The 21,600-nt window shown below is 43.3% G+C and carries 20 protein-coding genes; 12 read left to right on the top strand and 8 right to left on the bottom strand.

Features of this window, described 5'->3' with window-relative positions; genetic code table 11:
* Positions 1–27: 27 nt before the first annotated feature.
* Together ffh and C8N29_RS16725 are read left to right on the top strand one after the other, a co-directional pair.
* The gene (ffh, locus tag C8N29_RS02975; protein ID WP_107864549.1) at positions 28–1,473 is read left to right on the top strand and encodes a signal recognition particle protein; all 1,446 of its coding nucleotides are present in this window, start codon (positions 28–30) and stop codon (positions 1,471–1,473) included.
* The gene (locus C8N29_RS16725) at positions 1,470–1,643 is read left to right on the top strand and encodes a hypothetical protein (RefSeq protein ID WP_170106866.1); all 174 of its coding nucleotides are present in this window, start codon (positions 1,470–1,472) and stop codon (positions 1,641–1,643) included. Before ffh ends, C8N29_RS16725 begins: the two co-directional genes overlap by 4 nt.
* A 42-nt stretch (positions 1,644–1,685) precedes the next feature.
* On the opposite strand, the gene C8N29_RS02970 is transcribed toward C8N29_RS16725, so the two are convergent.
* From C8N29_RS02970 to C8N29_RS02950, 5 genes are all read right to left on the bottom strand, one after another.
* Positions 1,686–2,585 carry a DMT family transporter gene (locus tag C8N29_RS02970; protein ID WP_420836649.1) on the bottom strand — a complete coding sequence of 300 codons (900 nt, stop codon included), beginning with the start codon at positions 2,583–2,585 and terminating at the stop codon, positions 1,686–1,688.
* A gap of 334 nt (positions 2,586–2,919) precedes the next feature.
* Positions 2,920–3,306, bottom strand: a complete 387-nt coding sequence (locus C8N29_RS02965) for a hypothetical protein (RefSeq protein ID WP_107864547.1) — start codon at positions 3,304–3,306, stop codon at positions 2,920–2,922.
* 225 nt (positions 3,307–3,531) lie between these two features.
* Positions 3,532–4,605: an oxygenase MpaB family protein gene (locus C8N29_RS02960; RefSeq protein ID WP_107864546.1), complete on the bottom strand. Its 1,074-nt coding sequence runs from the start codon at positions 4,603–4,605 to the stop codon at positions 3,532–3,534.
* Positions 4,606–4,848: 243 nt separating this feature from the next.
* The gene (locus C8N29_RS02955; RefSeq protein ID WP_107864545.1) at positions 4,849–6,084 is read right to left on the bottom strand and encodes a ribonucleotide-diphosphate reductase subunit beta; all 1,236 of its coding nucleotides are present in this window, start codon (positions 6,082–6,084) and stop codon (positions 4,849–4,851) included.
* 103 nt (positions 6,085–6,187) lie between these two features.
* Positions 6,188–9,031, bottom strand: coding sequence for a ribonucleoside-diphosphate reductase subunit alpha (locus C8N29_RS02950; protein WP_107864544.1), 2,844 nt, complete (start codon positions 9,029–9,031; stop codon positions 6,188–6,190).
* A 385-nt stretch (positions 9,032–9,416) separates the two neighbouring features.
* Here C8N29_RS02950 and C8N29_RS16720 point away from each other — a divergent pair, with 385 nt between their 5' ends.
* Genes C8N29_RS16720 through C8N29_RS02940 form a run of 3 tightly spaced genes read left to right on the top strand, consistent with a single transcriptional unit; the run spans position 9,417 to position 11,993 of the window.
* Positions 9,417–9,578 carry a hypothetical protein gene (locus C8N29_RS16720; protein ID WP_170106865.1) on the top strand — a complete coding sequence of 54 codons (162 nt, stop codon included), beginning with the start codon at positions 9,417–9,419 and terminating at the stop codon, positions 9,576–9,578.
* A 40-nt stretch (positions 9,579–9,618) separates the two neighbouring features.
* The gene (locus C8N29_RS02945) at positions 9,619–10,338 is read left to right on the top strand and encodes a response regulator (RefSeq protein WP_107864543.1); all 720 of its coding nucleotides are present in this window, start codon (positions 9,619–9,621) and stop codon (positions 10,336–10,338) included.
* Positions 10,338–11,993: an ATP-binding protein gene (locus C8N29_RS02940; RefSeq protein WP_107864542.1), complete on the top strand. Its 1,656-nt coding sequence runs from the start codon at positions 10,338–10,340 to the stop codon at positions 11,991–11,993. Before C8N29_RS02945 ends, C8N29_RS02940 begins: the two co-directional genes overlap by 1 nt.
* A gap of 409 nt (positions 11,994–12,402) precedes the next feature.
* Here the strand turns inward: C8N29_RS02940 and bfr are convergent, their stop codons facing one another.
* The 3 genes from bfr to rpsT all read right to left on the bottom strand — a co-directional run bounded on the left by bfr (position 12,403) and on the right by rpsT (position 13,919).
* Positions 12,403–12,867 (bottom strand): bacterioferritin, encoded by a 465-nt coding sequence (gene bfr / locus C8N29_RS02935; RefSeq protein ID WP_107864541.1) that lies wholly within the window; start codon positions 12,865–12,867, stop codon positions 12,403–12,405.
* A gap of 254 nt (positions 12,868–13,121) precedes the next feature.
* Positions 13,122–13,316 carry a (2Fe-2S)-binding protein gene (locus C8N29_RS02930; RefSeq protein WP_204509260.1) on the bottom strand — a complete coding sequence of 65 codons (195 nt, stop codon included), beginning with the start codon at positions 13,314–13,316 and terminating at the stop codon, positions 13,122–13,124.
* 339 nt (positions 13,317–13,655) lie between these two features.
* Positions 13,656–13,919 carry a 30S ribosomal protein S20 gene (rpsT, locus tag C8N29_RS02925; RefSeq protein WP_107864540.1) on the bottom strand — a complete coding sequence of 88 codons (264 nt, stop codon included), beginning with the start codon at positions 13,917–13,919 and terminating at the stop codon, positions 13,656–13,658.
* Positions 13,920–14,156: 237 nt separating this feature from the next.
* Here rpsT and murJ point away from each other — a divergent pair, with 237 nt between their 5' ends.
* The 7 genes from murJ to ileS all read left to right on the top strand — a co-directional run bounded on the left by murJ (position 14,157) and on the right by ileS (position 21,506).
* On the top strand, positions 14,157–15,734 hold the full coding sequence (murJ, locus tag C8N29_RS02920) for a murein biosynthesis integral membrane protein MurJ (RefSeq protein WP_107864539.1): 1,578 nt from the start codon (positions 14,157–14,159) through the stop codon (positions 15,732–15,734).
* A 195-nt stretch (positions 15,735–15,929) separates the two neighbouring features.
* On the top strand, positions 15,930–16,184 hold the full coding sequence (locus C8N29_RS02915; protein ID WP_107864538.1) for a type II toxin-antitoxin system Phd/YefM family antitoxin: 255 nt from the start codon (positions 15,930–15,932) through the stop codon (positions 16,182–16,184).
* On the top strand, positions 16,181–16,435 hold the full coding sequence (locus C8N29_RS02910; RefSeq protein ID WP_107864537.1) for a Txe/YoeB family addiction module toxin: 255 nt from the start codon (positions 16,181–16,183) through the stop codon (positions 16,433–16,435). Before C8N29_RS02915 ends, C8N29_RS02910 begins: the two co-directional genes overlap by 4 nt.
* A 203-nt stretch (positions 16,436–16,638) precedes the next feature.
* Positions 16,639–17,151, top strand: coding sequence for a DNA cytosine methyltransferase (locus C8N29_RS17140; RefSeq protein WP_239986946.1), 513 nt, complete (start codon positions 16,639–16,641; stop codon positions 17,149–17,151).
* Positions 17,152–17,209: 58 nt separating this feature from the next.
* Complete coding sequence (locus C8N29_RS17135) at positions 17,210–17,689, top strand: DNA cytosine methyltransferase (protein WP_239986945.1); 480 nt, start codon at positions 17,210–17,212, stop codon at positions 17,687–17,689.
* A 2-nt stretch (positions 17,690–17,691) separates the two neighbouring features.
* Complete coding sequence (gene ribF / locus C8N29_RS02900) at positions 17,692–18,609, top strand: bifunctional riboflavin kinase/FAD synthetase (RefSeq protein ID WP_107864536.1); 918 nt, start codon at positions 17,692–17,694, stop codon at positions 18,607–18,609.
* Between the two features lie 77 nt (positions 18,610–18,686).
* Positions 18,687–21,506 (top strand): isoleucine--tRNA ligase, encoded by a 2,820-nt coding sequence (gene ileS, locus C8N29_RS02895; protein ID WP_107864535.1) that lies wholly within the window; start codon positions 18,687–18,689, stop codon positions 21,504–21,506.
* Positions 21,507–21,600: the final 94 nt, after the last annotated feature.

Below are 21,600 nucleotides of genomic sequence, written 5' to 3'. Positions count from 1 at the left end.
GTTTAACACTTAAAAAAGCGATACATCATGTTTGATAATTTAACCGAACGTCTCACCCAGAGCCTGCGTAATGTGACAGGCACAGGCACTCTGACCGAAGATAATATTAAGGATACCCTGCGCGAAGTGCGGATGGCGTTATTAGAGGCCGATGTTGCTTTGCCCGTTGTTAAAGAGTTTATTGAGCGTATTCGTAGCCAAGCACTCGGCCAAGAGGTCATGCAAGCCTTATCACCAGGTCAGGCCTTTGTAAAATTAGTGTTTGATGAACTTGTTAAAACCATGGGTGAGGCCAATGAAAGCCTAAATTTACACACCGCACCGCCTGCTGTGGTGCTAATGGCAGGTTTACAAGGCGCAGGTAAAACAACAACGGTTGCTAAGTTAGCCAAGTATTTACAAGAGCGTCACAAGAAAAAAGTATTGGTGGTGTCGTGTGATATTTATCGTCCCGCCGCAATTAAACAATTAGAAACGGTAGCAGCCGATGTTGGAGCGGGATTTTTTCCATCCCATAAAGACCAAGACCCAATTGCTATTGCACAAGCCGCAATTGCTGAAGCTAAACTGAAATTTTTTGATGTCTTAATCGTGGATACCGCAGGTCGCTTGCACGTTGATGCAGACATGATGGCCGAAATTCAAGGCTTACATGCCGCGATTAACCCCATCGAGACTTTATTTGTGGTGGATGCCATGACGGGTCAAGATGCGGCAAATACAGCCAAAGCCTTTAATGATGCCTTGCCATTAACGGGTGTGATATTAACCAAAATGGACGGGGATGCACGCGGTGGTGCAGCTTTGTCGGTGCGTACGATTACAGGCAAACCCGTCAAGTTTATGGGTATGGGTGAAAAAACCGATGCTCTAGAGCCATTCCATCCTGACCGTATTGCCCAACGTATCTTGGGCATGGGCGATGTTTTGTCGTTAGTCGAAGAAGTTGAGCGCAAAATCGACAAAGAAAAATCGGAAAAAATTGCTAAAAAACTGCGTAAAGGGGGCGGTTTCAATTTAGAAGATTTGTTGGTTCAATTTCAACAAATGAAAGCAATGGGTGGCATGGCAGGTTTCTTAGATAAATTACCTGGCATGAGTGGTTCACAGTTACAACAAGTGACTTCTTCAGGTGCGCCTGAAAAAATGATGAAACAAATGGAAGCCATTATTCAATCCATGACACCATTAGAACGTCATAAGCCCGATGTGATTAACGGCTCACGCAAGCGTCGTATTGCCGCAGGTGCAGGTGTACAAATTCAAGATGTTAACCGTTTGCTCAAACAACATGCGCAAATGGAAAAAATGATGAAGAAGTTATCGACACCATCGGGTATTACCAAAATGATTCGTGGCTTAAAAGGCATGCAAAATAAATTTGCTAATCAAATGCCTGCCGATGGCCAACTCCCCCCCAATATGAATGCCGCTGATTTGGCAAAAATGATGGGAAAGGTGCCTAAAAAATGACGTGGAGTCGTTTATGTGCCAACCTGAGTTTTTGGTTGGCACTGCCTGCGGCCAGTTACGGCCTGCATCATTATGCAGGCCTAGAATGGTTAATTGCGATTCCAATCGCAATTGCGATTGCAGGCTCTTGTGCCTCCACAGTGGCTTTATTGCTCAGTCGTTTTAACTAAATGCGCTGTTATCATCTGTACGTAACGCGTCCGCATGTGGTTTTAGTCTAAGGGAGTAGGCGCTGCTTTTTCGCGCGGTAAGCACAACAATAACGCAATAAAAATCAACATCATGCCAATAATGGCCAAACGGTCAGGTCGCTCGTCCCATAACAACCATGCCCATAGTCCTGCAAAGATAATGGCTAAATAATTGGCAGGGCCAATTTTACCCGCAGGCGCATAACCATAGGCTTTAGAAAGGCAAACCTGACTCAAGGTGGCTAATGTGCCTGCGCCTATCACATACCCTAATTCATGTAAACTCAGTAATCGCCACGACCAATACATAGGAATGGCCGAAATGACAGTGCTGATAAGGCAAAAATAAAAGACAATTCGGGTGGCAGGTTCGGTTTGTGTTAACGCCCGTACGGTCACAAACGCCATGGCGGCTAAAAAGCTAGAGCTCAGACCCACTAAACTTAACCAATTAAACAAACCTTCATTCGGCTTGGAGACTAACATGACACCCAAAAGTCCAATCCCTGCCGCTAAAAGCATCCAGCCACTGATACGTTCTTTGAGAAATAACCACGCGACCAACGGAATAAACACAGGCGAAGAATAGGTAAATACCATGGCATTAGAGAGCGGCAGATGAGCGATGGCATAAAAAAAGCCATACATTGCAATTAATCCGACAATCGCTCGCCATGCATGCATATAAAATTTGTCAGTCTTAAAAAAAGATGCGCCTTGCAGTAGGGCAAATGGTAATAATAGTAAAGTACCCGTCAGGTTGCGCATAAACACAATGGTCGTATTATCGACCGAATGAGAGGCCAAACGGATTAAAACGCCCATGGTGGAAAAGAGCAATGCCGATATACTGAGCAAAGCCAAACCTTTGACTAAAGACTGAGAGCGCATAAAAACAAAGTGGCTAGGGAGAAGAGGCATGATTATGCCATACTATCAGTCATACTTTGCCCTGATTTAGCGACATCAGTCTCAATATATAGGGTCTGTTGACGTTTTGATTGTGGTTGCGAAAGAGACTATTTTTTAGAGGATACGAGGCGTGAATCGCGTAGTTTGGTTATTCCAAATCAGCGACGAACAACAAAGTAGCCTCAAAAAATAGCTCTTTCCCTGTGGGTTGCGTTAAAAATTGACTCATTCTACGTGACAAAACTGGCCAATAGAACGACTATTAACTGCGTTTTGTGCCTTGCCTGAGGCAATTTTTATCAGCAACGCGGCTCACACGCAAAACGTCAACAGACCCTAGGGTTTAAGGCTGTTTGAGTTGCGCCTCTAATTCTTTAATTTGTTGTTCTTTGAGACGAATGATTTCATTACTGTCTTGCAGTTGTGAATCTAGACTCTTTTTGCGTTCAGCGAGTTGTTGTTGGTCTTCGCTTAAACGGTCTAACTCTTCGCCCGCCAGTCCTTTGACTTGCTGAGGTGCAACCGTGGGCGTGCTGATATCGGTGGTGGCTGTTGGCGTCTGTGTCTCTGGCTTTGAAGACTCTGTCGTTTGTGTTGGCTGCGTCGTGGGTGGACAAACAACGGCAGGTTGAGATTGTGTCATTAATACCGTGCTAATACTGGCAGTAGCCACAATACCACCCAGCACAAAACCTAATGCGCCAATGATTAAATGCTCACGATTTAGCATGACATCCCCTTGGGTTATACACAACATACTTCAGTGACATGACATGAAGTTGACTATCTGTCTTTGTCTATAAAACAAATGCTAGATAGTCATGTGGTTAATTTTTTTCCGTGGGGCATGCTCGCTAAGTCTCGTGGCGCTGTCAATTATTTCTGTCGACAAAACACAAAAAATCTGGATTTTGTGAAAAAAAGGGGCTTTCCTGTGCCTGTAAGCCACCTCAAACTAATGTGCGCCTTGCATTTGAAAATCTGCCATTCGACCTTTGAGCCCAGATTGGAGCACATATCGGATATATTGCCGTCCTAATTCTGCACTGGTGGTTTTGGCCAAACGGGTACTGCGGCTGGCTGCATAAACCATCGTTTTAACGACAGGTAACAGATGTCGCTCTGGGTATAATTTGAAACCTAAGCCTTCTACCAAATCTTGGTCTGGAATGACGATACTACCCAATACCCCTAATTCGCGCCTTGGTAAAAAGAAAGGCGGCTGGCTGGCAAACGAATTGGCTAAAGTGTCGGTCAATAAACGGCCACAATCATCGGGCGCACATAAGACTGTCTTTAATTGCGCATATAAACGGGCATCGTGTTCTGGACTGTCACTGAGTAGGGCGTTGGGCACACCCATGAGATGATTGGAATAACGCCATAGGTGATGATAGGCACGACGGTCATCGTCGCTGATATATACGCCAAGCCGTTCTAAACCCACCAGCACCACGTGGCTAAAGCCACAGGCCACCCATGCCATCTCGGCTTGATTGATGGCTAAGGGAAGTTGTAATCCTTGTTCGGCATCTTTGATGGCAACATGACGACGTACAAAGGTATGTAGTAAGCGTACACGCAGCACCGAATTAAAGCCAACCTGATTGACCCTGAGGCCATCTTTGGCCAATACATCACCCACCATAGACCCTGTTTCATATAGTCGACGAATCGCATCTTGTTCTAAGCGTTTGGTCGAAGCTAATACGCGAGCAATATTGGGGACAGCATAGGTTAAGGGTAATGCGCCTAAGGCAAAAGCGACGAGTGCTACAGGCGCTGCCCGTAAAAATACTTGTGCGCCTTGTTCTATGGCTGCCCAATTGACCCAATCAGGCACATCACAGACCTCATGATATAAAGCCTGACATTCTGGATTACCAATAGCCGCCTGTTGCTGTACCAGTTGCCAAATATTGCTTGCACGTAATTTATGTTGATATAAATAATCGACGACCTTATCGGCCAACGGGTCACCTATTTTTTCAAAAGCCAGAATGTCGGCACGCGTAGGAATAGACATCATATCATCCTCAGTGAATAACCATAATTTTTATATGGCTTTTGGCTATCAAGAAGTCGTATATAGCAATAAAGCATCATTTGATTTGGTACTTTCGTACCAATATAGTGGATAAATAGTCAACAAGCAAGTGCTTGGTATGTTCTTTTTATCGTGTTGTGGCTTAGAGGGAGACAGATGCAGGAGATGGAGGAAATAAAAAGAGCGGTATTAAACCGCTCTTTTGGCTGCATGTTTGAGGTTGACTTACCAAGTCAACGCACCACCAACCTGATACTCAGTCACTCGCGTTTCAAAGAAATTTTTCTCTTTGCGTAAATCCATAATCTCACTCATCCACGGGAATGGATTTTTAACGCCAGCAAACTGCTCAGGTAAACCTAATTGAGTTAAACGGCGGTTGGCAATAAACTGTAAATATTCTTCCATCATGGCTGCATTCATGCCCAATACGCCACGCGGCATGGTGTCACGCGCATATTCAATTTCTAATTGTGTGCCCTCCAAAATCATTTGAATGACTTCTTGTTGGAAAGCGGCCGACCACAAATGTGGGTTTTCGATTTTGATTTGGTTGATAACATCAATACCAAAATTAAGGTGCATTGACTCATCACGCAAAATGTATTGGAATTGCTCGGCAACGCCTGTCATTTTGTTGCGACGACCCATACTTAAAATTTGGGTAAAACCACAATAGAAGAAAATACCTTCGGTCACGCCATAAAAACCAATTAAATTGCGTAATAATTCTTGGTCAGCTTCGACTGTGCCTGTGGTAAAAGTCGGATTAGATAAAGCATGCGTATGACTAATACTCCAAGCGGCTTTTTTGGCCACAGATGGCACTTCACGATACATATTAAACACTTCGCCTTCGTCCATACCCAATGACTGAATACAGTATTGGTAAGCATGGGTGTGAATCGCTTCTTCAAAGGCTTGGCGCAATAAATATTGGCGGCATTCTGGGTTGGTAATTAAACGGTAAACCGCTAAAACCAAGTTATTTGCCACTAAGCTATCAGCCGTCGAAAAATAACCCAAAGAACGCATGACAATTAAACGCTCGTCATCGGTTAGACCTTCGGGGCTTTTCCAAAGAGCAATGTCTTTGGTCATGTTAATTTCTTGTGGCATCCAGTGGTTAGCGCAACCATCTAAATATTTTTGCCATGCCCAGTCGTACTTAAACGGCACGAGTTGGTTAAGGTCGGCTTTACAGTTAATCATGCGCTTATCGTCAACTTGAATACGCGCTGCGCCCATTTCTAAGTCTTCTAAACCGACAGCCACATCTAAATTGGCAAGAGCTGCGTTTGCTCGGTCAAGGGCAGTTGTGGTTGTGATGGGCTGAGTTGGTGCCATTGCTGGCGACGGAGTAGTTGGCTTCTGCGAAACTGTTTGTGCAGGAGTTGCTGGCGTTGCAGGTGCTTTAGCTTTAGGCTTTTCTTCTGCATAAAAATCATCCCAGTTTAACATGGTGGTTCTCGCTACAAATTTACAATCTTGTAGGCTTATGACAATTCATAAGCCTGAAATTTTTATTTCTGTGGGCAACCATTAACCACAGAGCTTAATAGGCTTACTGACAAGCCTCACAATCAGGATTATCAATACTACAAGCTAATGGTACGGGTGCAGCTTCTACAAAAGCAGACTCTTCATGTACGACTTGTACTTGTGCTTTAACCGCATTTAATGCGCCATCACTAATGGTCGATTTTTCAGCAGCCGTTGCCCCAATCGCACGGAGGTAATAGGTGGTTTTTAAGCCACGATACCAAGCCATACGATAAGTCACATCCAACTTTTTGCCCGATGCGTGGCTAATGTACAAGTTTAAGGATTGTGCTTGGTCAATCCATTTTTGACGACGGCTCGCCGATTCCACCATCCAACGCGGTTCAACTTCAAAGGCCGTAGCAAACAAGGCTTTTAAGTCTTCTGGAATACGTTCAATATTTTGTACCGAACCATCATAGTATTTTAAGTCATTAACCATGACCGCATCCCACAAACCACGCTCTTTTAAGGCATTAACCAAGTAAGGGTTAACGACGGTAAATTCGCCCGATAAGTTCGATTTAACGTACAAGTTTTGATAAGTTGGCTCAATAGATTGTGCCACACCACAAATATTAGAAATGGTGGCGGTGGGGGCAATCGCCATGACGTTGGAGTTACGCATACCTTGCGTTTGTACTTTGGCGCGTAAACTTGCCCAATCTAAAGTTTGACTGGTATCCACTTGAATATAACGTTCGCCACGGTTATCAATCACTTTTTGTAAAGAATCGATAGGTAATATGCCTTGACTCCATAAAGAGCCATCAAAGGTGCTGTAGCTACCACGCTCTTTAGCTAATTCCGAAGAAGCGGCAATGGCAAAATAACTAATCACTTCCATCGACTTATCAGCAAACTCAACCGCAGCATCAGAAGAGTAGGGCGTATTTAAGATATACAAAGCATCTTGGAAGCCCATAATCCCCAAGCCGACAGGACGATGACGGAAGTTAGAGTTTTTTGCTTGTGGCACGGCATAGTAGTTAATGTCGATGACGTTATCGAGCATACGCACGGCGGTTTTAACGGTACGTTCTAGTTTGGCCACATCTAAACCATTGGCGGTAACATGGTTAACAAGGTTGATAGAACCTAAGTTACACACGGCAATTTCGTCTTGACTGGTGTTGAGCGTAATCTCGGTACACAAGTTAGATGAATGAACCACGCCGACGTGTTGTTGAGGTGAGCGTAAGTTACACACATCCTTGAAGGTAATCCACGGATGACCTGTTTCAAACAACATGGATAACATTTTGCGCCACAAGTCTTGAGCCTTGATTTTTTTGTGTAGCTTCATTTGACCTTGTGCAGCCAACTGTTCGTAGTGTTGATAACGCTCGGCAAAGGCAGTGCCATACAAATCGTGTAAATCGGGTACATCTGAAGGCGAGAACAATGTCCAATCACCATCATCAAATACACGTTGCATAAACAAGTCAGGTACCCAGTTAGCGGTATTCATGTCATGGGTACGGCGGCGGTCATCACCGGTGTTTTTACGTAACTCTAAAAATTCTTCAATGTCTAAGTGCCATGTTTCGAGATAAGCACAGACAGCCCCCTTTCTTTTTCCTCCCTGATTCACTGCCACAGCCGTATCGTTAGCGACTTTTAAGAACGGCACAACCCCTTGAGACTTACCGTTTGTGCCTTTGATGTATGCCCCTAAAGCACGTACAGGTGTCCAGTCATTGCCTAAACCACCAGCCCATTTCGATAACATGGCATTGTCACGAATCGCATCATAAATGCCATATAAGTCATCAGGGACAGTGGTTAAATAACAGCTTGATAATTGCGGACGTAATGTGCCTGCATTAAACAGAGTAGGCGTAGAGGCCATATAATCAAAGCTAGAGAGCAATTGATAAAATTCAATCGCCCGTGCTTCTTTATCGGCTTCGTTCATCGCCAAACCCATCGCCACACGCATAAAAAACAATTGTGGCAACTCAAAACGCACTTCGTTGCTATGAATAAAATAACGGTCGTAAAGGGTTTGTAAGCCTAAATAGGTAAACTGAAAATCACGCATTGGTTCAATGGCATCGGCAATACGTGCTAAGTCATACTTTAACAAATCGGGATGTAATAACTCTAATTCCACACCACGCTTCAAATAAGCAGGCAAGGCTTGAGGATAAAATTCCATCATGTCGGTTTGAGTGGCTTTGTCTGCCAAACCCAAAAAGCTCAAGGCCTCGCTGCGTAGCTGGTCTAACAATAAGCGGGCAGTGACATAGGTGTAATTTGGCTCTTGTTCAATATGTACCCGCGCACACATCACCATCGTGGTACATAAATCACTTTCTTGTACCCCGTCATATAAATTCTTTAAGGTTTCATCGACAATCGCTTGAGCATTAACCCCTGTTAAGCCTTCACAAGCGCTGGTCACTAAGGCTTCTAAACGGCCTAAATCCAACGGCTGACGTGTGCCATCACCCAAAGTGACTGTTAATGTGGGATGGCTTTTGGTGATGCCTGCATCACGCAAGCGTGCACGCTCATCACGATAAATCACATAAGAACGCGCTACTTTTTGCTCGCCTGCACGCATTAAGGCTAATTCAACTTGGTCTTGAATTTCTTCAATATGAACCGTACCGCCACTGGGCATACGACGCTTAAAGGTATTAGAAACGGCATCTGTTAATAAGGCCACTTGCTGATGCACACGGCTTGAGTCGGCAGCAGAGCCGCCTTCAACGGCTAAAAAGGCTTTGCTGATGGCGATCGCAATTTTACCTGAGTCATAATTGACCAGCGTGCCATTACGTTTAATCACCCGTAATTGGCCTGGTGCCGTCGTTAAAACATCGGTGGACTCAAATGAGCGTTGTGCAGAAATAGTCATATAAGCTCCCAGCAGCTTTTTAAGCAACAAAAAGTCTCTCACTACAGCAAAGAACGCTATAGTAGGGGACAAGTTAATTGATTAGTATCGTGTGAAAGGATGAGTAAAAACACAATCTATTGTGTGTCTTATGTTCTTGAGCCACAAGATAAGCCGTTTTAATAAAATATGCAAGTGGTCAAAACTGTGGATAACGTGTGTCGATAAATACAGCAATCGCTCAAGATAATAAGCGATTCAAGGCGTTGCGTTATTTTATACTGTGGATAAGTCTTTGGTGAGGGAATGTAAAAAAATATATCTGTTTTTTAGTCTTGACATCATTTTAGTGGTGTGTTCGTAACTAAGTGATGTTTGGCACTTTGTAACTGACGCAGAATTCACTATGATGAACAATGTACGTTATGGTACAGGCTTGTTGAACAGAATCAATCGCGATATTCGTGCTATAAAAGTGGATATTCGTCGTTTAGCGCTTGGTGTAAGCGCTCAGAACGTGTATCACACGAAAGTCTGTACAATAACTTCGGCCTCGGCCAGTAAATGACGTAGTCAACTTTAATTGAAAATAGTACTAGGAAAGCATTATGAGCCACCAAGAAGAACGGCTACCCCGTATTCTCATTGTTGAAGACGATGAGCGTTTAGCAACCTTGACTCAAGAATATTTAATTCGTAATGGTTTGGAAGTTGGTATCGAAACCGATGGTAACCGTGCGATTCGCCGTATTGTCGCTGAGCAGCCTGATTTAGTGGTATTGGATGTGATGTTACCGGGTGCTGATGGTTTGACGGTATGTCGTGAGGTGCGCCCACATTATCATCATCCGATTTTGATGCTAACGGCACGTACTGACGATATGGATCAGGTCTTAGGTTTAGAAATGGGTGCAGATGACTACGTTGCTAAACCCGCACAGCCACGCGTCTTATTAGCGCGTATTCGTGCCCTGTTGCGTCGTTCAGATAAAATTATTGATGAAGATTTACCACAACGTTTAGAGTTCGACGACTTAGTGATTGACAATGGCGGTCGTTCCGTCATGTTAAAAAATGAACCTGTCGAATTTACCAGCGCTGAATACGATTTATTATGGTTATTAGCGTCTAATGCAGGCCGTATTTTATCGCGCGAAGATATTTTCGAGCGTCTGCGCGGCATTGAATATGATGGTCAAGACCGCTCCATTGATGTGCGTATTTCGCGTATTCGTCCCAAAATTGGTGATGACCCCGATAATCCTAAACGCATTAAAACCGTACGTAGTAAAGGTTATTTGTTTGTCAAAGAATCTTTAGGTAGCTAATGCCACTACGTCTTCCTATTCCGAGCAGTATTTTTGTTCGACTCTATGGCGGCCTCTTATTAGTGATGAGTTTGGTCGCCTTTTGCACGTATTTACTCTTGCAAGTGGTTAATGATTATCGAGCGGCAGAATACCGCGAAAATATGGCAACAGGGTTTTTTAGGCTGATAGCCATTGGCATAGAACGTCAACCAGAAGGCAGCTTACGCCAAGCATGGTTAGAAGAAGCCAGTGCACTGATGGATACCAAAATCACCTTAGTCAATGCGCAACTTGCAGGTTTTGACGATGGCGAACTAGAAAAGCTGCAACATGGCCGTGCCGTTGTTAGGCTCAATCTACAAAAAAACTATGCCGATATCTTTAGTCAGGTTTCGTCTACACGGGATGTGTATGTACAAACACGGATGAGTAAAGTCTCCGAACAACAAGCTAAAGCAATGGCAATCTTTTTGTTAGATGATTTAGAGCATTATCGTGGCCGTGAACATGAGCGTTTGCGTGAACTACAGACTTACTTTCCTTTTCCGATTGAGTTAATCCCCCTCGATAAAAGTGGTTTAGAGCCAGACCAGCGCGCCCGTATTAAACGCAATGAAGTGGTGTTGGCGCTTAAAGAGGGTGGTGTTGCACATAACTCGTCGATTCGTATTATTGCCCCAACAGGCATGATTGGTACGGTGTTAATCATGGGGCCGATGTACCTCTTTGATTGGATGCCTGTGCAGTTACTCATCATCATTTCCTTAATGAGTTTATTGGTGATTACGACGGCCGCTTATTTCTTAATTCATCCCTTAGAAAAGAAAATCAAGGCCGTAGAAGGCGCGGCACGACGTATTGGTGGCGGCGATTTAAGTGCCCGTGCCGCCGTACATGGCTATGATGAAGTCAGTCAATTGGCCTATGCTTTTAATAGTATGGCAGAACATATTCAGCGGTTGATTGACTCACAACGCGAGTTAACACGCGCGGTCTCTCATGAATTAAGAACGCCCGTTGCCCGTATTCGTTTTGGTATGGAAATGTTAGCCGATACGGATGATGCAGATGACCGCTATAAACAGTTGACCCATTTAGACAATGATATAGATGAGTTAAACAAACTGATTGATGAAATATTAACCTATGCCAAATTAGAGCAGGGTATTCCTGTCTTAAATTTTGAGACCATAGATTTAGGCGGCTTACTGCAGCAGGTAGCCAAAGAAACAGAGGCGCTAGGTGTAAAAGCGACGATTACTACGCATTTGCCACCAGAAGGCACAGTGGCAGAAGCAGAGCATCGTTATTTACATCGGGTATTACAAAACCTTGCGGGGAATGCGACACGTTATGCGAAAACAGAAATCGCATTAAGCGCAGGTGTTTATGACAACTATGCTTATATTGCTGTTGAAGATGATGGTGATGGCATTCCCGAAAAGGATAGAGAGCGTGTCTTTCAACCGTTTACACGCTTAGATGACAGTCGTACACGTGCGTCTGGAGGATATGGTCTAGGCTTATCTATTGTGTCAAGAATTGCTTTTTGGTTTGGTGGCAATATTAAAGTAGAGGAAAGCCCACGTTTAGGTGGGGCTAAATTTGTGATGACATGGCCGATTAAGCAAAAACACCGCACAACACGTAGTTTTGTGAATCATAAAACATAAGTCTGCTGATTTTCTGAGTAAGGATATTTACAGACATACACGCTGCAACGTAGCGTAACATCCGAGTAACATTTGGCAGACAACCTAACTACAGAAGATTTTTAAGAAATCTTGCATACTAAATCCAGCAGTTAAAGTGTATCTCTCCTTAAATGCTAGGTTGAACCCCTGTTAAGCCCACGTCATGTGGGCTTTTTTTTGTTTCAAATATTAGGGGCTGTTGCTGTTAAAGTAGTGCGTAGTCGGCATAAAGCCAGTCCTTGCAACGCACCGCATCGACGTGAGTGTATTTTTCAGTATCAAACGGTTGGAGCACGAACTGGTAGGCGATAATCGTGTAACATCTTACACATATGCAGAAGATTGAGAAGGGCAGCTATGCACCGTGATGTGTGCATAGCGCACTGATTTACATAGAGGATTGTAAATAGTTTTGAATACCGAGCTTTTGAATTAACTCTAATTGGGTTTCAATCCAATCAATGTGCTCTTCTTCACTTTCTAAAATAGCGACAAATAACTCACGCGATACATAATCACCGACTTTTTCGCAATGGGTGATGGCGTCTTTTAAGTCTGGGTGGGCTAAGTGCTCTAGTTTGAGGTCGGCACGTAAGATTTCTTCTACGTTTTCGCCAATATAAATCTTATTCAAATGTTGTAGATTCGGTAAACCTTCCAAAAATAAGATGCGGTCTATTAATTTGTCCGCATGTTTCATTTCATCAATCGATTCCATATATTCATGTTGGCCTAATTTTTCTAAGCCCCAACTTTTTAACATACGGGCATGTAAAAAATACTGATTAATGGCGGTTAGCTCATTGGTTAGGGCTTTGTTGAGGTAAGCAATAACTTGGATATCACCTTTCATGAATATGTGCTCCAGAAAAAAAGAGGGGGCTATAAAGGTCGACAATTGACTCTGTGGCAGTATGGGACAATATCCGCCCATTACTCCGCATGAAGTCATGGGGCATACAGTACTAGCATAGCGTGCTAAGTCAGTGATAATAAAGGAATGATAGCCAAAAGCGCTCAACAAAGACGACGAAAACCGTGGTGGAAATGTAACTAATTCACGGATACGCAAATTTAAGTGGGAGTCTAAAAAGGAATGCGTATCATTTAGGCAGCTTGTGAGGTATGCGGTGCTAACTCAATGAGCGTGGCATTGATAAGCTCGCGGGTTTCGGGCACACAACGGCCACAGGTCGTGCCTGTTTGTAGGCAGTCGCGCACTTCACGATAAGAACAGCAACCCGCTTCGACGGCTTGTTTAATTTGTTTATCCGTAACCGCGTGACAGACACAAACGAACATAGATGTACTCATCAACATAAATACTAATGAGAATAATTATCAGTTAATAGTGGTTAAATGTCAAGCAGTGTTGTATGAGAAAAAACTAAATAGGGAGATGGGGGTGGCTCTGTGATAGCGAGTTTTGCCTCACGAAACAGTTTTACTGGCTTTTGCCAAAAACTAACGTCAGTCCCGCGGAGGGCGGCTGTTATACCGTCTTGAGATGATTTCTACCAGATTTTCAGTAAATTAACATTTTTTATCCCGAACTCGGGTTAAATAAGACAACACAGAAAATGTGTAGACATAAAAAAACCCGCCTGTAGCGGGTTTTTATCAAATCATAACTTAAAACACTTAAGCCATGGCTTTGATATGTGCATTCAAGCGGCTCTTATGACGAGCAGCTTTATTTTTGTGGATGATACCTTTATCAGCCATACGGTCAACCACTGGAACAGCAGCAGTGTAAGCAGCGCTTGCAGCAGCTTTGTCGCCAGCCGCAATGGCGTTTACAACTTTCTTGAGATAAGTACGCACCATGGAACGTAAACTCGCATTGTGTTTACGTTGTTTTTCGTTTTGGCGCGCACGCTTTTTGGCTTGTGCAGAATTGGCCACGGTGGCACTCCTATAAAATCAGTTAAATATGGTGAATCACAGCACTAAATACGAGAGGGCGTCGACAACCAGCGCGACACAAAGGCTAAGTATATAGTCAGCCGTCTTCACTCAAAATTAGGCGTGCGATTTTGCCCACCATCGACGATTAAGTCAAGCTGATTACGGATTTTTAGTGTATTTTGCCGTAGTTATTCGTTAACATCAGCGCCTTTCAGTTTATGTAATGACAGATTCATGGCTAATTCAACCCCTCCCGTTTCTGACAATACGCCCCAAAAGGTCAAAAGTGGGCTATGGCGCTCTACGTTAGTCGTCAGTGCGATGACGATGTTGTCGCGTATTATGGGACTTGTCCGTGATATGGTACTGATGAATACCTTTGGCGCGGATAAGCTGATGGATGCCTTTTTAGTGGCATTCAAAATTCCTAACTTTTTACGGCGTTTGTTTGCTGAAGGTGCGTTTGCCCAAGCCTTTGTGCCAGTTTTGTCCGAATACAAAACCCAAAAAGGGGACGATGCCGTTCGCGAGCTAGTCAGTAAAACGGCGGGGTCTTTATCTCTAATTCTATTATTGATTTCAATTGTTGCGGTGGTTGCGGCACCCCTGATTATGTGGGTCTTCGCGCCAGGTTTTAAGGATGACCCTGAGAAGTTTAATCTAGCGGCAGACATGCTGCGTATTACCTTTCCTTACTTGTTATTAATTTCATTAACAGCATTTGCGGGCGGTATTTTGAACAGTTATGGGGCGTTCGCACTATCTTCGTTTACTCCCGTGTTACTGAATTTGATTATGATTGGTAGCGCCTTGTTTGCAGCTCCGTATTTTGATATTCCCGTCATGGCCTTAGCATGGGGAGTATTATTGGCTGGCGTTGCCCAATTAGCCTTTCAAATTCCTTCTTTATACAATATTGGCATGTTGCCCCGATTTAGGGTCGATTTTGCAGATGAAGGGGTAAAAAAGATTTTCACCCTGATGCTGCCTGCTTTATTTGGCGTATCAGTCAGTCAAATCAATTTGTTGCTCGATACGATTTTGGCCTCGTTTTTGGTTTCTGGGTCTGTTTCTTGGTTGTACACCGCCGAGCGTTTAACAGAGTTACCACTTGGTTTAATTGGTATTGCGGTAGCCACCGTTATTTTACCGTCTTTGTCGGCCAAACATGCTGAAAAGTCAGATACTGAATTTAGAGCGATGTTGGATTGGGCACTACGAGTCATTGTCTTAGTGGGTGTCCCTGCTTCCTTAGCCATGCTGATTTTGGCTGAACCGATGATTGCCGCTTTATTTTATCACGGTAAATTCTCGCAGCATGATGTCGCTATGTCTGCTGCTGCTCTACAAGCCTTATCAGGCGGTATTTTAGCTTTTATGTTAATCAAGGTGTTTGCACCAGGTTATTATGCGCGTCAAGATACCAAAACGCCCGTCAAAATAGGCATTATTGCGATGGTCAGTAATATGGTATTTAACTTGATGTTAGTATGGCACTTTAAGCATGTGGGATTGGCGTTAGCAAGCACGCTGTCGGCACTCTTAAATGCAGGCCTGCTCTATTGGGGATTACACAAAAAAGGGGTTTATCGTTTAGAACGGCATTGGTTAGCATTAGGCGGTCGCTATTTGGTCGCTAATACGGCGATGGTGAGTGTCTTGTTGTTTATTACGCCGCCATTAAATTATTGGCTAACGGCTGATTGGCTATACAAAATCGGCTATTTATTGGTTATTTGTATGGCAGGTATTGTGACCTATTTATTGGTACTCACCCTCGTCGGCTTTAAGTGGCGAGAGTTAAGGCATTGAACTTGATATCTATCTGTACAATAATAAGAACATGTACGTTATAGAATAGTAGGACTGACGCATTTCACTGAAATTAGCGCGTTTTGTGAACATAAAATCGTTACTTCGACTACGCTCAGTAACCATGAAAACGATTGAAGTGTGAACAAATAAGCGATAACCGCGTAAGACCTAAATAAACAGGAGTAGCAATATATGCACACCATGAGTTATACCGCATTACGCAATCACTTAGCGGATGCGCTAGATAAAGTGAATGATGACCATGTGCCGATGTTGATTACTCGTCAAAATGGCAAACCTGCGGTATTGATGTCTTTAGAAGACTTTCAGGCTTATGAAGCAACCGCCTATTTGATGGCTAGCCCTAAAAATGCCCAACGGTTAAATCAGGCTATTGTAGAAATTGAAGCTAATCACATTATCCATAAAGAGTTATTAGACGAATGATGTTGGCATGGGCAAGCACCGCATGGGAAGATTATTTGTATTGGCAACAGCAAGATAAACAAATGCTAAAGCGCATTAACTTGTTGATTAAAGACATTCAGCGACAGCCGTTTGTAGGCATTGGTGATCCTGAGCCATTACGTCATCATTGGTCTGGTTATTGGTCTAGGCGTATCGATAAAGAACATCGTTTGGTTTATAAAGCCACTGATGACTTGTTGATTATTGCTCAGTGTCGTTATCATTATTAAGTGAGAAATGTATTTTGCGACAGATATTTGTAGCCTGTATGCAGCGTAGCGAAATACAGGGAAAACAAAACCTTATAATTTATAATCTTATGTTAAGCTCTAGTTTACACAGACTACTAATAATGATTTCTAAAGATTGATATTAGTTTAAATGACAAATCTTCAATGCTATGTAAGTAAGATATTTACTAATCAATGGGCTGATGAACTACAAACCATATACCTCCATTGAATTATTTGCAGGCGCAGGTGGTTTAGCTTTAGGTTTAGAAAAAGCAGGATTTGAAGCAATTTTATTAAATGAGTTTGATAAACATGCTTGTGCAACTTTACGAGCCAATCGGCCAAATTGGCATGTTGTTGAAGCCAGTATTTGTGATGTAGATTTTAGTACTTATTGTGGCAAAGTCGATTTTTTGTCAGGTGGTTTTTCCTGTCAGGCTTTTTCTGATGCAGGTAACAAACAAGGTTTTGATGATATACGCGGTACATTGTTTTTTGAGTTTGCTCGCGCCATTAAAGAAGTACAACCTAAAGTGTTTTTAGGTGAAAACGTGCGTGGCTTACTAAACCATGAGAATGGTCGGACTTTAGCTACTATCAAAAACACTATTGCGGAGTTAGGTTATACTTTAGTGCCGCCACAAGTATTAAAAGCGATGCATTTTCAAGTGCCACAAAAGCGAGAGCGTTTGTTTTTGAGTGGCGGTGCGTAATGATTTAGCGGCATATATGGATTATCAATGGCCAGCTCAGTATCACTGAGTAATGACTATGCGTGATGCGATGTTTAAGGGTGAGCTGTATGATTGTGATGTGCCTGAATCACAAGGACAGCTTTATCCAGCGCGTAAAAAAGCCGTCTTAGAGCTCGTGCCTCAAGGTGAATATTGGCGTGATTTGCCTGATGATATTCAAAGAGAATACATGAAAGGCAGTTATTTTTTAGGTGGTGGTAAAACAGGTATGGCGAGACGCTTAGCGTGGGACGAACCCAGTTTAACTTTAACTTGCGCGCCTGCACAAAACCAAACTGAGCGATGTCATCCTGAGCAAACACGGCCATTAACGGTGCGAGAATATGCCCGTATCCAAACCTTTCCTGATGATTGGCAATTTATGGGCGCAATGTCGCAACAGTATAAGCAAATAGGCAATGCTGTACCTGTTAATTTGGCCTATGCCATGGGACGCAGTTTGGTTCGTTTACTTAATCAATTAGAGACCATTAAACAATCTCGGGCGTGTGCTTAAAAATGACCCAACTTATCCGACATTGGCAAACATTATCCCATCTTTTATTACCACCCAGTGTGGTGACGATTGGTAATTTTGATGGGGTACATGCTGGGCATCAAGTCATTTTGCAACGCGTCTTAGACATTAGTCGTCAGAAAAACTTAGCCAGTGTCGCCATGTATTTTGAGCCACAGCCTCAAGAGTTTTTTCAAGGAAAAAATGCGCCAGCACGATTAATGGATTGGCGTGACAAATTTGAAGCCTTACGTGATTTAGGCATTGATTACGTATTGGTGATTCGTTTTGATACGGCATTTCGTGGCTTAACCGCACAAAAGTTTATTGAGCAAGTGTTGCAACCGCTAAACTGTCAACATTTAGTGGTGGGTGATGATTTTCGTTTTGGCTGTGACCGTTCAGGTGATTTTGCTTTTTTACAGCAACAAGCGTTTGTGGTGGAAAATACCCCAACAGTCGCCAAAGATTGTTTACGCATTAGTTCGACACGGATTCGCCAAGCCATTCAAGAATCCGATTTTGATTTAGCCGCGCAATTATTAGGTCGCCCCTATATGATTGCAGGTCATATTAAGCATGGTGACAAAATTGGTCGAACCCTTGATTTCCCAACGGCTAATGTGGGTTTAAATCGCCATGTTTCACCTGTTGCGGGCATTTATGCCGTAAAAGTATGGGGCTTAACTCCAGAGCCTTTATTGGGTGCAGCCAATGTTGGAACGCGCCCCGCGGTGGGTGGCAAAGAAAACCGCATTGAAGTGCATATTTTGGATTTTAACGGCGATATTTATGGTCGCCGAATACGTGTGCAGTTTTGTCACAAACTGCGTAATGAAACAAACTTTCCTTCTTTAGAAGCATTAAAACAAGCGATTGCTAATGATGTATTGGCAACACGCAGCTATTTTGAGTTATAGGGCTTATTCTCTGCATCATAATTTTGGATTGATGCCGTATGAAACAAGCTAAGTCCCAAATATAGGATTGATAAAAGATGACTGTTGATTATAAAAGCACGCTAAATTTGCCCGAAACGGCATTTGCGATGAAAGCTGATTTAGCCAAGCGTGAGCCAAATTGGGTAAAGGATTGGCAAGAAAACAAGTTATATCAAAAGATTCGTCAAGCACGTGCTGGTCGTCCGCAATTTATTTTGCACGATGGTCCTCCCTATGCCAATGGTAATATTCATATTGGTCATTCGGTTAATAAAATTCTCAAAGATATTATTATCAAATCCAAAACCTTAGCAGGCTTTGACGCGCCCTATGTGCCAGGTTGGGATTGTCATGGCCTGCCTATCGAACTTAATGTCGAAAAGAAATTTGGTAAAGCAGGGCATAAAGTGTCTGCCAAAGAGTTTCGTCAACATTGTCGTGACTTTGCCATTGGCCATGTTGAAAACCAAAAAGCTGACTTTCAGCGTTTAGGCGTGTTGGGGGATTGGGATAATCCTTACTTGACCATGAATTTTCAACAAGAAGCGGACATTATTCGTAGCTTAGGCAAAATTGCCGCCAATGGCCATTTGCATCAAGGTTTAAAACCTGTGCATTGGTGTATGGATTGTGGCTCTGCCTTGGCCGAAGCTGAAGTGGAATATGAAGATAAACAATCTCATGCGGTTGATGTCGCATTTGCTGTACAAGATGTTGCAGACTTTGCGAAACGTGCCAATTTGGCCAACGTACCTGCTGCGGTGGATTTTGTTATTTGGACAACCACACCTTGGACGTTGCCTGCTAACCAAGCGGTCAGTTTGCATCCTGAGTTAATCTATGTTGTGGTACAAGCGACTATTGAACAACAAACGCGTGTTTTAGTGTTAGCTCAAGCCTTGTATGAAGCGACATTGGCACGTTATCAAGCAGAAGATATTCACGTGTTGGCTGAAGTTGCAGGTGCAGCTTTTGAGCATGTTGCCTTACAACACCCATTTTATGAACGTACTGTGCCTGTGATTGTGGGTGAACATGTGACGGCTGATGCAGGGACAGGCGCGGTACATACGGCACCTGGTCATGGCCATGATGACTTTGTGGTGGGCAAAAAATATAACTTAAAAGTGGATAACCCTGTTGATAATAATGGCGTGTTTTTGCCCAATACACCCTTGTTTGCAGGTATGCACGTTAACAAGGCCAATGAGCCAATCATTGAAACGCTAAAAGCCAATAACCGTTTATTAGCGCACGTTAAAATCAAACACAGTTACCCACATTGCTGGCGACATAAAACACCCATTATTTTCCGTGCAACGCCACAATGGTTTATTAGCATGGAACAAAAAGGCTTACGTGATGCAGCGATGCAAGCGATTGACGAAGTACAATGGTTGCCCAATTGGGGTAAGGCGCGTATTGTATCCATGATGCAAGGTCGTCCTGATTGGTGTATTTCACGTCAACGGACGTGGGGTGTACCAATTGCTTTATTTGTCCATAAAATCACAGGCGAATTACACCCACAAACCATCGACTTAATCGAGAAGGTTGCGCTTGAAGTTGAAAAAGCAGGTATCGACGCATGGTGGGATATGGATGCGGCGGTTTTATTAGGCGCAGAAGCAGAAAATTACCTAAAAGTCACTGATACCTTAGATGTATGGTTTGATTCTGGTGTAACACATTCTTGTGTCTTAACTCGTCCAGATTTGCGTTATCCTGCCGATTTATATCTAGAAGGTTCCGACCAACATCGTGGCTGGTTTCAATCGTCTTTATTGACTGCTTTAGCCGCGAATGGTGATAAGCCATTTAAAACGGTATTAACGCATGGTTTTACGGTGGATGAAAAAGGCCACAAAATGTCTAAATCTTTGGGTAATGTGGTGTCACCACAAGACATTATGAAAACGCTTGGTGCAGACATTATTCGTTTATGGGTGGCTGCCACCGACTACAGTGGTGAAATGTCTGTTTCTAAAGTCATTTTAGAACGGATGAGTGATGCTTATCGCCGTATTCGTAACACCATGCGCTTCTTATTAGCCAATTTAGCAGGTTTTGACCCTGCACAACATCTTGTGCCAACCAATGACATGTTGGCTTTAGACCGTTGGGTAGTGGATAAAGCCGCACAAGTGCAAACCGACATTATTGCCGCTTATGAGGCTTATGAGTTTCATAGTATTTATCATAAGCTACATAACTTCTGTTCTTTAGATTTAGGCAGTTTTTACCTAGACATTATTAAAGACCGTCAGTACACCACGCAAGCCAACTCTTTGGCACGTCGCTCCGCTCAAACGGCTCTGTATCATATCATTCAAGCCTTAGTGCGTTGGTGTGCACCCATTTTGAGTTTTACCTCGCATGAAATTTGGCAAGAAATTCCACAAGCAGGTGCGGAATCAGTGTTTTTGACCGAATGGTATCAAGGTTTAGCGACTTTACCCGAAGACGACAGCCAACCCATGTTGACTCGTGCTTATTGGCAACAGGTGATGGCCGTAAAAACGGCGGTTAATAAAGAAATCGAAGAAGCACGTACTCGCAAAGAAGTTGGTTCGGGCTTATCTGCCGAAGTGACTTTATATGTTGTACCCGAGTTAAAAGCCCGTCTAGCGTTACTAGGTGATGAGTTACGTTTTGTTCTCATCACTTCGTCGGCTAAATTGTCCGACCAAAATGGTGAAGGGCAAGCGACTGATGTAGTAGGCTTAAACGTTAAAGTGACTCCATCAACACATACCAAGTGTGTACGTTGTTGGCATTATCGTGCTGATGTCGGTAGTCATGCCGAACATCCAGAAGTTTGTGTGCGTTGCGTAGAAAACGTAGCAGGGCAGGGCGAGGTTCGACATTTTGCCTAAGCCATAAAGCCCTCAACGGAGGGCTTTATGTTGAAAACTCATTGTTTCATTAGGCTTTAGTTGTGCTTCTCTCCCCCTGAGGGAGAGGGGTGGG

Origin of the sequence: Agitococcus lubricus (assembly GCF_003051055.1) — a bacterium.
In the GTDB taxonomy this organism is placed as follows: Bacteria; Pseudomonadota; Gammaproteobacteria; order Pseudomonadales; family Moraxellaceae; genus Agitococcus; species Agitococcus lubricus.
Note: the sequence above shows the minus strand (reverse complement) of the source record. Positions and strands in the feature narration are given on the sequence as shown.